The organism is Ferdinandcohnia sp. Marseille-Q9671 (assembly GCF_976954385.1).
Genome location: NZ_CDRJTA010000004.1, coordinates 564,945 through 580,775, shown reverse-complemented (window position 1 = coordinate 580,775; position 15,831 = coordinate 564,945). Strand labels below are relative to the sequence as shown.

The window sequence follows — 15,831 nt, the reverse complement described above, 5'->3', positions numbered from 1 at the left end:
CTATATTTACTCACACGTTACCTTGGAAAGACCAATGAATAATTTTTCTTCAATAAAAACGTTCCCATCATCCTCTCCTACTAAAAGGGTACCATAGGTACTAACATTTTTACATTTCTAAAATATCTAACTTTAAAACTTGTAAGATCATTTAAATAGATTTTTAGGTATCGGAGGTGTATGATAATAACATTAACACAAGGGAGATGGTAAAAAATGAGGAAAATAGTATCCCTTGTTATACTCTTGTTCGCTGCGATCCTCTTATTTTCAATTACTTTCGCACATTCCCATACCTTTTTATCTTCTGATATTGAAGAAACAACAAGTTCAATCAGTAGTGGATCTCATGATCAATTTCCATTTGATAATAATGATGGTAAAGTAAAAATTTCAAGCATACTCTTTTTAGTTACATTGATTTTTATAGTCTTGCGAGGGAACTTTGATAACCACTTACTTTATCAGTCCATCCGTAGACCAGTTTGGATGACCCCCATTTTTTATCAATCCAATTATGTGATTAAAACTCTTTGATTTTTTATATTTTTTAAAATCAAGGAGGAAAAATAAATGTGGTTTAGATTGATAATGATTGGTTTATGTTCGGTAACGGTGACAAGCCTATTCATCTTTCAAGGAATTGAAATTACCCAAGCATTTAAAGACTATTTTTCATCAAAATAGTGACACAAAAAACGAATGTAGGAGTTCACTACATTCGTTTTTTGTCGTGGTAAATGATACACCATCGTACGAGAAAAGAGCAGGAAATAAGTCAAATACAAAATTGACTTAAACCCTACTCTCTTTTTCTGCTCTTATATTTCAACTTTTTTTATAATCCTCGCGGGATTCCCACCAACTACAACATTATCAGGAATGTCTTTCGTAACAACCGCACCTGATGCGATCACAACATTATTTCCGATTGTTACCCCTGGGTTAATAACAGCTCTTCCACCAATCCAAACGTTATCACCAATTCTGACTGGTTTGCCAAATTCAATCCCTGTCGCCCTTTCCACAGGGTGAAGTGGATGTGTAGCAGTATAAATATGTACGCCAGGTGCGATAAAACAATTTTCACCAATTCGTATCTCACAGACATCTAGGAAGACACAATCAAAATTCGCATAGAAATTTTCACCCACGTGAATGTTATATCCATAATCACAGCGGAAGGTCGGCTCGATGCAAATCTTATCGCCTACTGTACCGAATAGATCCTTCAAAATCATTCGTCTTTGCTCATCGTCCGTTTCCATGGTTTGATTGTAATAACGTGTTAACCGTCTTGCATTATTTCTATCTTTTACTAATAGTGGATCTGCTGCATGATAGAGCTCGCCATTTATCATTTTTTCTCTTTCACTTTTCATGTCGAGACCTCCAACATTGTTGCTACTATTGATTTACTTCTCTGTAGATTAATTTATTTACAGTTAGGCTGTATGAATCAAAAAATTCATCCTTAAAAGACTCCCATTCACCTAAAGAATCATAATATTTAGCCATCGTGTTTTTCTTTCCGACTTTTTTTCCTCTAACCGTAAATTCTTTTGATGGATAGTGATGAATATCTCCATTTTTCCTTAATTTAAGAGGGATGATCACGGAAAAATCAATACCCATTTTTTTATCTCGTACCACCATTTTTTTCGTAACATTGTTTTCGTTTCGCTCGATAACCTGAGTTAAACATAGTGCCCGATCATTTTCAAATGTGAACTTGTTCTCGCCTTTACTTTTTACACTAACCATTTTATCCGTCCTCCTTAGGGTAATTCCTACTCTAATCTTACCACACAAAAAATATAAAGCTAATTTTTGTCAGAAAGCCATATTTTGAGAATAAAAAAAGGATGAAACCAGTGTTGATTTCATCCTTGAATAAATAGTCCGTCACATTATATTTTATTCTTTGTTTTTGCCATTTCCGTTGCCATTGCTTTTACCATTGCCGTTATTTTTATCGGCATTTTTATTTTGACCGTTTTGCTTGTTTTCTTTTGCTTGTTGTTTTTCAGCCTGTTTCTCTTGAGCCGCTTGCTTTTTTTCTTCAGCTTTTTGCTGTGCCTGCTCACGCTTCTCATTTTCTTTAACTTGTTTCTTTTCTACTACAGGTGAAACTACAACCGGTGCTGCCTCTGTTTCAGTAGTTTCTTCGACTACCACTGGTGCAACAGCAACCTCTTCCTCAACTACAATTTCCTCTTGTTCCACAATCCGCTCTTCAACGATTTCTTCTTTTACATCATCGTTTTTAGCAGCAAACTTCGCAGCCTTTTTCTCAAGCTTTTGAAGTTTCTTATCTAATTTCGCGAAAGACTTTTGAATATTTTTCATTAAAGCTTGTTGAGCTGTTGGATTTTTTACCTTTGCTAAAGCAGCTGTTAACGCATCGATGTTGTTTGCAAGCTTCACTTCTACCTCTGTTTCTTCAGAGTCCTCAGCTACAACTTCTTCTGTTTCTTTTACTTCATCAGGAGCTACTACAGTATCATCCTCAGCAACGACCTCTTCAGCAGTTTCTGTTTCTTCACTAGCTTGCTCATCAGACTCTACAAAGTTTTCAGTAGCAGCCTCTTGAGACTCAATTGCTTTTTTAAGTAGTTCTTCTGCTTCTTCTGTTTTACCTTCTGCAAATAATGCATTTGCCTCAGCAATACGTTCAGCAGCAAAGTCGGCTAGCAAACGTGCTTCATCGTAGTCATTGAAGGTTACAGCAAGACGAACCTTCTCAATCATGATTTTTGCAAAATAAAAGAAATCTCCAGGTACAAGTGATGGAGCTTTTTCGTCTGTAACTTCATCGCCTTCTTCTACTTGTCCATTTTCCTCAGTTACATCTTCTTCAACAGATACTTCTTCAGTAACCTCAACACGATCTTCCTCAGTATCTACATTCTTTTCCGTAATTACCTCTTCGGAAGTGCCGTAATTAACTGGAATTTCTTCTACAACAGTTTCATCCGTTACTATTGTATTCTGATCAGCTGCCTCTTCATTTGCGAGTGCAGCAGGTGTTGCTAATGTAAAAATAAGCGCAGATGCTACTGTCCCGCTAATGATAGACTTCTTGATCTTCCCACTTGTCATAATTTATTTTCCCCCTAATTGTGAATTACGATAAAAACATTCGACGAAAGCTGACACATATATGTCCGTCTATCCAAAATAAAAGAATATATGATTCGTAAGTCTAATGAAATGGAAAATATCCACCAAAAAACCTAGTGCTGCTCAGCACTAGGTCTTAGTCCATTTTTCATGATGTTGCTTTCGTATCTACTATTTTCTCAGCAATGATTTGTTCAATTGCTTCTGTTGCTTCCTCTACATTCTTCACATGCAATACAATGTTTCTGTCTTCCGCGATTTTTTCGGCTGTATGATGGTACCGAGGATCGTAATAATATTCTAATAGCAACTTCACGGCATTTCCGTATTCTTCATTCTGGAGATCTACTTCGATCTGAGCCGCGATAGGAGTATGAATCCGTTTTTTAATCCGTTGAAAGGCAGCCATACATTCATTCGGAAACTCCCAAGGACGATAATCCTCTAATATGTTCATGACTCGTTCTTCCATTGGAAGGTCGATAAAAATATGAAATCCTTGTTCTTTAATTTGAAGCAGAAAATCAGGGACTGTTGCTCTACCAACACGCTTGCTTTCCGCTTCTAACAAGACATAGGGGGAATCCTTAATTTCTAGCGCCTGCTCCACCAACTGTAAATCAAACACTTTTTGATTATGTGGTTTCTTCCCAATTTGTCCAAATACAGAGCCACGGTGGTTTGCCATTCCTTCAAGATCTAGGACAGGGTAGCCCTTCTCTTGTAACTTGTGTAATATTTTCGTTTTTCCAGAACCTGTATATCCATTAATAACTAGGCCATTTGCTGTAAAATCAGTCGCAAGCTGCTCTAATTTCTCTACCACCCATGTGCGGTATGCATGAATTCCGCCGATTAAACGGTTGGTTTGGATTCCCATTAAGTCAACTAATGTAGCCGAGGTTTTACTACGCATTCCACCACGCCAACAAAATATCACTTTTTCACCTGGGAGTTCAGAAAACTGTTTAATAAAAGTAGGAAGCTTAGCAGAAACTATTTCTAGTCCACGTTCCTTTGCTGCATCGGGACTAGTTTGTTTATAAATCGTTCCGATTTCCGCTCTTTCTTCATCCGTAAATATAGGAATATTTATACTGCCAGGTATGGTTGATTCAGCAAATTCAGAGGGTGACCTGACATCAATTAATGCAAGAGGTTTCTCCTTCTGCATTTCCCGAAGATAATCTACTGAAATATCTTGAAACATCTATTTTCTTCCCTTCACACATATCTATCTACACTATATCCACAAATCCTACTCTCTATTATATCCCACAAAACCAATACTCGCACAAATAGTGCTACTAGAAAATACTTCTAGCTTTTCTATTCTACTTACATACAACCAAATGATAGAATAAGAGTATTATGAATTTTCGGGGGTTGTTTATGCTGATACCATCACTTGCGAAGAAAATAATTAAAGAGGTACGGAGATTAATTGATGAAGATATAATCATTGCCGATGTTACGGGGACAATTATTGCGAGTACGGATATAAGTCGTATTGGTAGCTTTCATGAAGGTGCATTCCTTACGGTTAATAACAAAAAAAGAATGACCATTACTGCTGAGATGGAAAAAACCCTAAAGGGAGTAAAAGCCGGCATTAATTTACCAATCCTGAATAACCATAAGGTTGTAGGTGTCATAGGTATTACCGGAAACCCTGATAAAGTTAATGCCTACGGGGAGCTAATGAAAAAAATGACCGAACTTCTGATTCAAGAAAGCTATTATGCTGAACAAATGGAATTGGATTCCCGTGCTATTGAAACCTTTGTTTTCGAATGGCTTCAAAACAAGGAAGTAACGGTCGAGTTTAGGAACCGCGCTGAACATCTACATATTGATATTGAAATGGAACGTCAAGTCGTAATCAGCTCCATCAAGAGTGATAAAGAAATTCCACTTCGAGATATATCAAACCACCTTCAGCAAAACTCATTGTTACATGAAAATGAAATTTTTGTTAGATGGGGAAATGATCGGTTCCTCCTCCTATTAACGGACCGTACGAAAGATCAAATTCAAAAAATACTTCGTCACATAAAAAAAGACGTAGAAGATACCTTTACTGTACAAGTAGCGTTTGGAGTAGGAAGCTCTGGTTACTCGTTAAGGAAATCATTTGATGAAGCTGATCGTGCCCTTGAGGTTGCAAAACGATCTAACACGATACAATTTGATGAAGACCTACTATTGGAGATGCTCCTAGAGGAATTAAGTGACCAAGTTCAATTGGAATATATACGACGAACCACCGTTAAGCTTCTCGAAGATATCGATTTACTCAAGACACTACTCGCATTTATTAAACAAAATCAATCCATTAAAGATACTGCAGAGACTCTACATATTCATGTCAATACTCTTTCATACCGTTTTAAGAAAATTGAAGAGCTTACGGGCTTACACCCAAGAAACTTTTCTGATTTAGCAATCCTCTATATCGGTATTTTGATTTTAGATAAAGCGGTAAAAATTATTGATTAAAATCGGAAAATTTTGTAGTTATCTACATAGCGGATTACTCCGCTTTTTTTTATGCTTAAGGTAATGAAATCTATTGGAGGCGTTTTCATGATTGATACCAAAGCTAAACAACAACTTATTACTATCGTTGGAACAGAAAACTTTGATGATACAAACGCAGGGAGACTTGTCTATTCGTACGATGCTACGCCACAATTCCAGTCCATGCCTGATGCAGTAATCGCACCACGAAGCAAAGAGGAAATCTCTGAGATTGTGAAGGTTTGTAGTGAGTACAAGATTCCAATCGTTCCGCGCGGATCCGGTACAAATCTATGTGCCGGCACTTGTCCTACGGAGGGTGGAATTGTTCTATTATTTAAACACTTAAACAAAATCATTGAGATTGATGAAGAAAATTTGACTGTTACTGTCCAGCCTGGGGTCATTACACTTGACCTGACGAATGCAGTTGAAGCAAGAGGTTTATTTTATCCTCCAGATCCAAGCTCCATGAAAATCTCAACCATAGGTGGCAATATTAACGAAAACTCTGGTGGATTACGTGGCCTAAAGTATGGTGTAACAAGAGATTATGTAATGGGACTTGAGGCCGTATTAGCGAATGGTGAGATTATTAAAACAGGAGGAAAGCTAGCCAAGGATGTAGCTGGTTATGACCTTACACGTCTATTTGTTGGCTCTGAAGGAACACTTGGCATCATTACTGAAGCAACACTTAAACTGATACCTATGCCTGAAACAAAACAGACCATACTTGCTCTTTATCAGGATTTAGATGCTGCAGCCAAGTCTGTCTCAAAGATCATTGCCAGCAAAATTATCCCTACAACACTGGAATTTCTAGATCAACCTACCCTTGAAGCGGTTGAGGCCTTTGCACAGATTGGACTTCCAACCGATGTAAAAGCAATCCTTCTCATTGAGCAGGACGGACCAGAGGAAGTTGTAAAACGAGATATAGCTAAAATTGTAGACATTTGCCAGGTAGAACATGCTGTATCAGTGAAAGCAGCCGAATCGGAAGAAGAAGCAGAAGCCCTCCGTACCGCTAGACGCGCTGCATTATCTGCACTTGCGAGATTAAAACCAACAACCATTTTGGAAGATGCTACAGTGCCACGTTCAGAAATTGCCAATATGGTTCAAGCAATTGAGGAAATAGCAAAAAAATATGAGTTGCGTATCTGTACGTTTGGTCACGCTGGTGATGGTAATCTCCACCCAACATGTCTTACAGATGTTAGAAACCATAAAGAAATTGAACGAGTCGAAAAAGCTTTCGAGGAAATTTTCCAAAAGGCTATTGAACTTGGTGGTACAATTACGGGTGAGCATGGTGTTGGTGTGATGAAGGCTCCGTATCTTGAGATGAAGCTTGGAACAGCTGGGATTGCTGTCATGCAGGCAATAAAGAATAGTTTAGATCCACTTAATATTATGAATCCTGGTAAGGTATTTGCAAAGGATTCTAAAAAACGTGTGGTGATTTCAAAATGACAATTGGTAAAGAACAGCAAGCGATACAAGCAGAGTTCAAGTCACGGATGGATCAGGATGAATTATTAAATTGTATGCGATGTGGATTTTGTCTCCCAAGCTGCCCAACCTACATCGAATCTGGCTATCAAGAATCACACTCACCTAGAGGAAGACTAGCGTTAATGAAGGCAGTCGTAGACGGTTTAATTGAGCCGGATGAAGACTTTGAAAGATCACTTAATATGTGTTTAGGCTGTCGCGCATGTGAGCCTGTATGTCCATCTGGGGTAAAATATGGGCATTTATTAGAAGAAGCAAGAGATATTGTGAACCAAAACAAGAAGCATTCACTGCCAGCTAAGGCGATTAGAAAAACTGTTTTTGAAGGGCTCTTCCCTTCTCAAAATCGAATGCGTACGATAACAGGTTTACTAGGAGTCTATCAACGCTCTGGAATGCAAAAAGTGGTACAAAAGAGTGGTATGATGAAGCTATTTCCTGAAAGCTTAGCAACGATGGAACGCGTCCTACCAGAAGTACCTACTATAAAGGAATTAAAAAATCGACCTCGACACTTAGAACCGATTGGTGTTCAAAAGAAAAAGGTTTCCTTTTTCTCGGGTTGCCTAATGGACACCATGTTCATGAAAACAAATGATGCGACAATCAAACTCCTTCAAATAGCCGGATGCGAAATTGTTATACCTACATCACAAGCTTGCTGTGGTGCACTACACGGGCATAGTGGTGAAAAAGCAAAAGCAAAGGAATTAGCAAAAAGAAATATTGAAGCATTCGAGGAGATAGAAGCTGATTACATTATTACAAATGCGGGTGGCTGTGGTGCCTTTTTAATTGACTATGATCACCTTCTTAAGGGTGAACCACAGTGGGCAGAACGTGCGAAGGAGTTTTCGAAAAAGCTAAAAGATATCTCATCTGTCTTAGTAGAATTAGAGTTTCATAAACGGGAGCTTTCTTTACCAAACCAAGTGATTACTTATCAAGACTCTTGTCATTTGCGAAATGTAATGAAGACAGCATCTGAACCAAGAATGCTTCTCCAACATATTAATGGGGCAACTTTTATGGAGATGAAACATGCTGATAGCTGTTGTGGTTCAGCTGGGATTTATAATATCGTAGAGTCTGAGATGTCAATGAAAATTCTAGATTCGAAGATGAAACATGTCAAAGACACTCATGCAAAAACCATTGTTACGGCGAATCCTGGTTGCTTGCTACAAATGAAGTTAGGAATTGAGCGGGAAGGACTAACAGATAAAGTGCGCGCTGTCCATATTGTGGACTTATTGCTTGAAGCCATTGTAGGATAAGGATAATTGCCCCATTTAAACAACGCTCAAAAAACATGAGCGTTGTTTCTCTATTTTAGCAAATATTTTTCCAGATAATATTTTGTTACCGATAAATATTCTCGTCCGTATGCCTTCAGCAACGTAACTGATGGTGTTTTTGCAGGCAGCCCCTCAACCTTTAAGTCTGCATCACTCGCAAGCTGCACAGACCGATAAAGATGATAATCGTTTGTTACCACAATCCCAAACCTTGCGTTTTCAGGTATAAATCTCTTTGAAAATTTAATATTTTCATAGGTACTCGTTGAGTTGTCTTCAAGAAAGATCCTTGATTCCTGAATACCCCTGTCTACCAATACTCGCCTCATCGCCTCTGCCTCTGTAATGTCCTCACCAGGTCCTTGACCACCAGAAACTATTAGAATTGTGTTTTTGTTGGCTTTTGCATACTCAGCTGCTGCATCAATTCTATACTGCAAGGCAAGCGACGGGATTTCTCCATTCACCTTTGCGCCTAGTATGATGAGGTAGTCCGCGTTCTTTGGTGGAACATGGTTCACATATTGAGTAATTTTATAATGAATACTTCCGAAATAAATAATCGCGAATAACAGTAGAATTCCAAATAGTAATAGCAGCATTTTTCTCCTCTTTTTCAAAGAATAAACAACCCCTTCAGCTCCTATTCTACCATTATATAAACCGGCGAAAAAGGATATTTCTACATAAAAAAAACGTGCCTCTAATCTCCTATCGAAGCACGTAACACCTATTAGATAACTACCTTATTCACACTTATTCTTACTGTTCAGCTAAGGTCTATTTCTTAAAATATCATTCTTGATAGATAGATTAGGATAGTAACTGTAATTGTGCTTATGACAGTCGAGCCTAGCACAATTTGCGCTGCCATATCAGGTTCATTTTTATATTCTTGCGCAATAATTGCACTGTTTACTGAACTTGGTAACCCCGAAGCAATAAAACATACTTGAGCTAACACTCCATCAAACCCTACTATCAAAATGAGTCCATAACCAATCAGAGGGCCTAAGCCTAACCGTACAATCAAACTTATATAAACCGAATGCAATTTTTGCTTTATTTGTAACTGTGCAATCTGTGCCCCTAGCGTAAACAAAGCAATTCCGACCATAGCCTGTGAAATGAGTTCTCCAGGTTTTAGTAGAAAATGTGGAAGTGTAATATGTAAGGCATTCAATGCAATTCCCATTATCATTGCATACAATACTGGCATTTTTAACATACCAATTAAAGCTTTCATCCGACTTTTGTCCACTGCCAGTAATGAAAAGATTCCAAATGAGTATGCTAGTATATTCTGAAAGGTCATAATGATAACTTGGATAGACATAGCAAAGGGATCTTGCTTGAAAACTAAATCATTTAACGGGACTCCAAAGTTCCCTGCATTAAATAAAAGCGTACTGTTTGTAAACGCAACGCGTATTCCCTTGTTAAAAGAAAATAATCGTGATATCAACCAAACAACTACATACAAACAGAAAATAAGGAGGAATAAGAAGACCAGTACTTTGAAAAAAATCTCAGCGGATATATCTGTTTTATAGAGGCTGTTAAATACGAAACCCGGAATTAAAAAATATACATTTAGTTTAGCAAGTGTATACAAATCTAATGAGAATATCCGGTTCAGCCAACATCCAATCCCGATAAGAATAAAAACCGGAAGAATGATATCGATTAAAATAAAAATGATTTCCAAGTTTCTACCCCTTACTACCAATATTTAGAATTCGAAAAGAACCTATACGAGTGAGTGCTCGCTCACGTCATTGATTGTCTCGAAACTCTTATAAGCAATCCACATATTGAAATATACGAAGAAACTTATTCCGAAAAGAGGAATCATTCCTGGAAAGGTAATTAGAAAATAATATGTACCTACACTTCCTATAAGTAACATGACAAGTGTTGCTGGTCGTAAAAATCCAATTTTTAAAGCATGTGTTATATATTGATAAATTTTCAAATCAAAATGAACAAAGACCGGAAAAATAAAGAGTAGGAGAATGATATACACTAATCCGACCATCATCATCAAATAATTTAGTACTGTGTAAAAGGAACCTTCAAATTGACGGAAAAATTGCAGGTCAAAATACCAGATTAGACCAATTACAATAAGCAACAGTCCTAACACATTTGCTCTCATAAATTCTGAGCGGTATGTCTTCCAAAACGTGGTAAAGGTTGGAACATCTTCAATGCCCATTGCCTTCTTCCTCGCAACAGCAAACATAGCAGCTGTACTTGGGAATATCCCTAATACTCCAACACCAAGTACTGTAAAGAGAACCCACAAAATATGTAGATAAGCTAAATGTGTTATCCATTTACAAAGATTATAAATACCTGACCATAGTCGACTCATTTCCATGTAAAATTCCTCCTACGTTGCTCTTGTTGCAGAGAACCCAAGTGAGTTCTCTGCAGTACTCTACTTTTCTATAATTGTGTCACTTGTTTTTTATGTAAAAGGTCATCAATGAAAATTGGTTTATTTTCTTTAACCGAACGCCAAACTGCTTCCCCTGTTGTAACAGCGTATGCTCCATCTATACTACCAGAGAGAATTTGATATGGCCTTGTTGGATCCTCACCTAAGAACATATCTTCTTGGATAACTGGGTCTCCTCCCCCATGGCCACCCTCTCTTTTCACCACATGGATTGTTTCTTTTGATCCAAAGAGCGGGAAATACTCAATTGTTTGTTCTGGTACCGGGAACGGAACACGTGACGGAGCATGAAATTCTGTTGTTTCAATACGACCTTTCGTTCCATTTATCGCTAATCTATATCCCTCGTAAGGCAATGAGAAATTAATCGAATAACTCAATAGAGCTCCCTTGTCGTATTTGACAGTTGCTGTATAGGTATCCTCTATTTCAATCTCGGAATCAAAGATACATTGATCTGGACGATAATTCGTATACGTATCCTTTCTTCGAGCATCAGAACTAATATGGTCATCCTCTACCTTTATCGTGTTACTTCTTGAATTCCATCTCGTATAATACGAGCATTTATCCTTCACATTACAGGTTACACAATAGCGGCCATCCTCTTGTGCAGGGTTAAGCTCGCTTTTCTCTCCGTAGTAATTAAGTCCACCGAAAGAGAACACCTCTACTGGCTTTTGGTCAAGCCACCAGTTAACCAAGTCGAAATGATGGGAGCTCTTGTGTATGGAAAGTCCACCTGAGAACTCTCGCTTGCGGTTCCAACGTTGGAAATAGCTAGAACCATGGTAGGTATCAATGTACCAATTTAGATCGACTGAGGTAATTCTCCCTATTTTCCCTTCAAGGATTAATTCCTTGATTTTTGTATGGAAAGGACTGTATCGGTAATTAAATGCAACTGTTACCGTACCCTTACTATTTTTTTCTGCATCCAATATTCTCTTACAATCTGCTGCAGTTGTTGCCATCGGTTTCTCAGTAATAACATCCAAGTCATGCTCTAACGCTTTGACAATATAGTCAACATGTGTATCATCTCGACCAGTTACAATGATGACATCAGGTCTAGTCTCAGCAACTAACGTTTCAAATTCGGCCTCAAAAAACTCTGGGACATTGATTATCTCTGGATACTCTTCCTTACAAACTGAAAACCTCTTTGAATCATTATCTAGTAATGCAACCAATTGACTTTGTGTAGAAAAGTTCTTAACCATAGGTTCAATAAACATACCCATTGCTCTTTTACTTACTCCACATACTGCATACTTCTTCATGTCTTCACCTCGTTATTTTTCTATAACCAACCTAGAATTAACCTTCATGCTTACGACTTTAATCCACTCGTACTGATTCCATCTACGATATAACGCTGGAAAATAAAGAAGATAATAAATACTGGGACAAGACTTATTGTTGACATCGCAAACATAGCACCCCAGTTTGTCACTGAGTTTGGATCAGAGAATAGCTTTAACGCCAACGAAACAGGATATTTTTCTGGCGTTGTTAAATATAGTAGTGGCCCCATAAAATCATCCCATCTCCAATAGAACGAAAAGATTGCAGCTGTCATCATCGCTGGGACAACTAGCGGTACAATGATACGGAAGAAAATCCCAAACGAACCGCAACCATCGATTCTTGCAGCTTGGTCCAACTCCGTAGGAATGGTACGGATAAACTGCATAATCAAAAAGATAAAAAATGGTGCTCCAAAAAATGTTGGTAAAATCAGTGGGAGATATGTGTCAATCCATCCGAAATTATTAAACATAATGTATTGTGGTATCATTACCATCTCGTATGGAAGCATCATGGTAAGCATCATAGCGACAAACCAAACTTTTTTTCCTACGAAATTAATTCTCGCAAATCCATAGGCGATAATTGTGGAAGAGATCACACTACCAACAGTTGAGATGAGTACGATAATAAATGAGTTTTTAAAGAAAGTTGTAAATGTGATACCACCAAATCCATTCCAGCCCTCCACATAATTTGCAAATCGAAAAACTTCTGGAATTAATTTGTGGGCATCTATAAACACTGTTGAACTCTCTTTAAACGAGCTACCAACCATCCACGCAAGAGGATAGAGCATGATCGCTGTAAAAATTATCATTAGAATATGTTGTATCGTTTTATTAAGTCTCTTTTTTGTTTTAATATCCATATATACTCCCCCTCCGATTATTTTTGGTCAGCTTCGTAATGCACCCAGTGTTCAGAGCTTTTGAAAATTAAAGCTGTTAATAATGCAATAATTAAAAGCATTATCCATGCCATTGCAGAACCATAGCCCATTTCAAAGAATTCAAACGCTCTACGATACATATAAAGAACAAATAATACGGTACTGTTCATTGGACCACCGTTTGTTACGATAAAACTCGGTGTAAATGCCATAAAACCTTGGATAACTTGCATTACCGTGTTAAATAAAATGACTGGTGTTAAAAGAGGTAACGTTATCTTAAAAAACTGCTGTATTGGGCGCGCCCCATCAACACTTGATGCTTCGTAATATGTTCTAGGAATATTACGTAATCCTGCTAAGAAAATTAACATAGATGATCCAAATTGCCAGCCATACAAAACGATAAGTGTCCAGATTGCTGTATCAGGGTCACCTAACCATGAATGAGTTGGTAATCCAAGCGATGATAAAATTGAATTAAATGCGCCATCGTTACCAAAAAGCTGTCTCCACATAATCGATACTGCGATACTACCGCCAACAACCGATGGTAAATACAACAGGGTTCTGTATAGACCAACCATTTCGACCATTTTATTTAATGCAAGGGCCACTAGTAGAGCAAAAACCAAACGAATCGGTACAGCTATTCCTGCATAGAAAAATGTTGTCTTCATGGAAGTCCAAAACATATCATCATTCGTTAACATCCGTACATAATTATCTGTCCCAACCCATGTTGGTGAGCCTAATAAATCATAATCCGTAAATGATAAATATAAGGAATATAAGATCGGGTAAAGAGTTAATACTACTAACCCAATAATGAAAGGAGAGATAAATACATAACCCGTTAGGTTATCATATCCTGGTTTTTTATTTTTCCGATTGAACTTCTTAACTGGCTTTTGTTTTGGAAGATTCACAGCTGATTCTACTTGTTCCGTGTTTTTTGGTATCATCGCCAATCAACTCTTTCTTATAGTATTTAGAAGAAAAGGTGACTTAAAATTATAGAAACTATGAAACTCCTTCTTCTTAGAATTATTATCAAATGTGCCTTGGCATATTTGCGCACAGATTTATTTCGAGTTTACTCGAAAAACTTCCTCTAAAAAATCTGAGGCATCTGCCGAAGGCTTTAACTTTATTCAGTCGTGGTTTGTAACCCAATTGAATTGGCTACAATTATTGTATTTATCCCACCTCTGATAGAACTGGGAAATTTCTGCTGAATAAAGTTAAAATACCTTTTTAAAAAAAGTGGTCTGGTGAGTGAAGAGTTACCAGGACCACTTATTTTAGAGTTACTGAATAATTCTTAAAACTTTAGGATAAATGTTTCGAAGTCTAGTTCAATTGCCCTGCACTTTTCTTACTTATCTACCTAAAATTTCTTCTGCTTGTTTTCTAAATTGCTTCGCACCTTCTTCAGGAGTTAATTCACCATAGATAACTAACTCGTCTGTGTCAGCCAATGCTTGAAGTACCTCAGTAGCCGTTGGAGGGAAATTAGAATCAATTGGACTACTATTTTCAGTTACTAACGTAATGTAATCAAATACTTTCTTGTCAACATCACTTAGATTTGGTTCCATTGCGTCTCTCATTTCTTGTTTAATTGGAACACCACGGTCAGATCCTCCAATTTCGTATACCTTTGCAGTGTTCACGAAGAAGTTAATAAATAATGCCGCTTCTTCTTTATGCTTTGAAGATTCCGGAATAGACCATAGCATTGCTGGTTTTAAATACATACCTTCTGCATTTCCTTCACCAGGAAGTAATGTTAGTTCAAGTTCCTTACCTGCAGCACTTGTTAGGGCACCCACTTGGTTAGACCAACGGAAATCAAATGGCGCTTTACCATGCGCAACTAATTCGTCTTCCACACCTTTTATTTGTTGGATGACATCATATCCAGGAGAAATTCCAGCATCAACCAACTCTTTATTTAATTTGAAGTAATCAACTAATAATTGATCATCATCATAGCCTAAACCTGTTCCATCCTCGTTGAACATTTTGTATCCTTTTTCACGTAAATAGTATTCAAAAATATTCTTAGGTTCTAGTAATCTAGTACCATATGTTCCTAATTCCTCATGAACTTTTGTTGCAATTGCAACATAATCTTCCCAAGTCCAATCTTCACTAGGTAGGTCTGCACCAGCTTTTTCAAGCATTTCTTTGTCATAAATTGCAGCTAATGCATTTGTACCAGTTGGAATACCTAGAAGCTTACCATCTTGCGTAGCAGATGCCATGATTGTGTCACTAACACCTTCTACATCGATTGTTCCAGCTTCAACAAATTCTGTTAAATCTGCTAATAAACCTTTATCAGCATATTGATTTAAGTATTCACCAAAGTTTTGTTGCATAATGTCTGGTAGGTTGTTCCCTGCAGCCTGTGCTGCCATCTTTTCAAAATATCCGTCAAAACCGGTAAATTCAGGTTCAATTTTGATGTTAGGATATTCTTGTTCAAATAGATCAATGATCTGCTGTGTCTGATCATGTCTACTTTGTGAACCCCACCATGACATCCTCAATGTAACTTGGTCGTCTTTTCCTTCTTCAGCATCTTTACTATCTTTTTCATTTGATGCTTTGTTTCCTGAACATGCAGAGAGAACTAGAGTAAAAATAATCGCTAAAACAAGTAACAGATTTCTCTTTTTCATCCTTTTAACCTC

15 protein-coding genes are annotated in these 15,831 nt (G+C 37.5%); 4 read left to right on the top strand and 11 right to left on the bottom strand.

Annotated elements, in window-relative coordinates:
* The first annotated feature begins 216 nt into the window (after positions 1–216).
* Positions 217–537: a hypothetical protein gene (locus ACWNMY_RS18035; protein ID WP_449539638.1), complete on the top strand. Its 321-nt coding sequence runs from the start codon at positions 217–219 to the stop codon at positions 535–537.
* A gap of 284 nt (positions 538–821) precedes the next feature.
* On the opposite strand, the gene ACWNMY_RS18030 is transcribed toward ACWNMY_RS18035, so the two are convergent.
* The 4 genes from ACWNMY_RS18030 to mnmH all read right to left on the bottom strand — a co-directional run bounded on the left by ACWNMY_RS18030 (position 822) and on the right by mnmH (position 4,333).
* Entirely contained in the window at positions 822–1,382 is a 561-nt protein-coding gene (locus tag ACWNMY_RS18030; protein ID WP_449539637.1) for a maltose acetyltransferase domain-containing protein, read from the bottom strand.
* Positions 1,383–1,407: 25 nt separating this feature from the next.
* Complete coding sequence (locus tag ACWNMY_RS18025; RefSeq protein ID WP_449539636.1) at positions 1,408–1,764, bottom strand: hypothetical protein; 357 nt, start codon at positions 1,762–1,764, stop codon at positions 1,408–1,410.
* A 153-nt stretch (positions 1,765–1,917) separates the two neighbouring features.
* Positions 1,918–3,102, bottom strand: a complete 1,185-nt coding sequence (locus ACWNMY_RS18020; protein ID WP_449539635.1) for a DUF5667 domain-containing protein — start codon at positions 3,100–3,102, stop codon at positions 1,918–1,920.
* A 169-nt stretch (positions 3,103–3,271) separates the two neighbouring features.
* Complete coding sequence (gene mnmH / locus ACWNMY_RS18015) at positions 3,272–4,333, bottom strand: tRNA 2-selenouridine(34) synthase MnmH (protein ID WP_449539634.1); 1,062 nt, start codon at positions 4,331–4,333, stop codon at positions 3,272–3,274.
* A 182-nt stretch (positions 4,334–4,515) separates the two neighbouring features.
* On the opposite strand from mnmH, the gene ACWNMY_RS18010 reads away from it, so the two are divergent.
* The 3 genes from ACWNMY_RS18010 to ACWNMY_RS18000 all read left to right on the top strand — a co-directional run bounded on the left by ACWNMY_RS18010 (position 4,516) and on the right by ACWNMY_RS18000 (position 8,441).
* On the top strand, positions 4,516–5,622 hold the full coding sequence (locus tag ACWNMY_RS18010) for a CdaR family transcriptional regulator (RefSeq protein WP_449539633.1): 1,107 nt from the start codon (positions 4,516–4,518) through the stop codon (positions 5,620–5,622).
* An 87-nt stretch (positions 5,623–5,709) separates the two neighbouring features.
* Positions 5,710–7,122, top strand: a complete 1,413-nt coding sequence (glcD, locus tag ACWNMY_RS18005) for a glycolate oxidase subunit GlcD (protein WP_449539632.1) — start codon at positions 5,710–5,712, stop codon at positions 7,120–7,122.
* A complete protein-coding gene (locus tag ACWNMY_RS18000; RefSeq protein WP_449539631.1) occupies positions 7,119–8,441 on the top strand; it encodes a (Fe-S)-binding protein in 1,323 nt (440 codons plus the stop codon). The genes glcD and ACWNMY_RS18000 overlap by 4 nt, the downstream gene beginning before the upstream one ends.
* Positions 8,442–8,491: 50 nt before the next feature.
* Here ACWNMY_RS18000 and ACWNMY_RS17995 read toward each other — a convergent pair whose 3' ends face one another.
* The 7 genes from ACWNMY_RS17995 to ACWNMY_RS17965 form a co-directional block, all read right to left on the bottom strand.
* Positions 8,492–9,082 (bottom strand): YdcF family protein, encoded by a 591-nt coding sequence (locus tag ACWNMY_RS17995; protein WP_449539630.1) that lies wholly within the window; start codon positions 9,080–9,082, stop codon positions 8,492–8,494.
* A gap of 167 nt (positions 9,083–9,249) precedes the next feature.
* On the bottom strand, positions 9,250–10,170 hold the full coding sequence (locus tag ACWNMY_RS17990) for an AEC family transporter (RefSeq protein WP_449539629.1): 921 nt from the start codon (positions 10,168–10,170) through the stop codon (positions 9,250–9,252).
* Positions 10,171–10,212: 42 nt separating this feature from the next.
* Positions 10,213–10,845 carry a YesL family protein gene (locus tag ACWNMY_RS17985; RefSeq protein WP_449539628.1) on the bottom strand — a complete coding sequence of 211 codons (633 nt, stop codon included), beginning with the start codon at positions 10,843–10,845 and terminating at the stop codon, positions 10,213–10,215.
* 68 nt (positions 10,846–10,913) lie between these two features.
* Positions 10,914–12,209: a Gfo/Idh/MocA family protein gene (locus ACWNMY_RS17980; RefSeq protein ID WP_449539627.1), complete on the bottom strand. Its 1,296-nt coding sequence runs from the start codon at positions 12,207–12,209 to the stop codon at positions 10,914–10,916.
* A gap of 50 nt (positions 12,210–12,259) precedes the next feature.
* Entirely contained in the window at positions 12,260–13,108 is an 849-nt protein-coding gene (locus ACWNMY_RS17975; protein ID WP_449539626.1) for a carbohydrate ABC transporter permease, read from the bottom strand.
* Between the two features lie 17 nt (positions 13,109–13,125).
* Positions 13,126–14,094: a carbohydrate ABC transporter permease gene (locus tag ACWNMY_RS17970; protein WP_449539625.1), complete on the bottom strand. Its 969-nt coding sequence runs from the start codon at positions 14,092–14,094 to the stop codon at positions 13,126–13,128.
* A gap of 417 nt (positions 14,095–14,511) precedes the next feature.
* Positions 14,512–15,819 (bottom strand): ABC transporter substrate-binding protein, encoded by a 1,308-nt coding sequence (locus ACWNMY_RS17965; protein ID WP_449539624.1) that lies wholly within the window; start codon positions 15,817–15,819, stop codon positions 14,512–14,514.
* Positions 15,820–15,831: the final 12 nt, after the last annotated feature.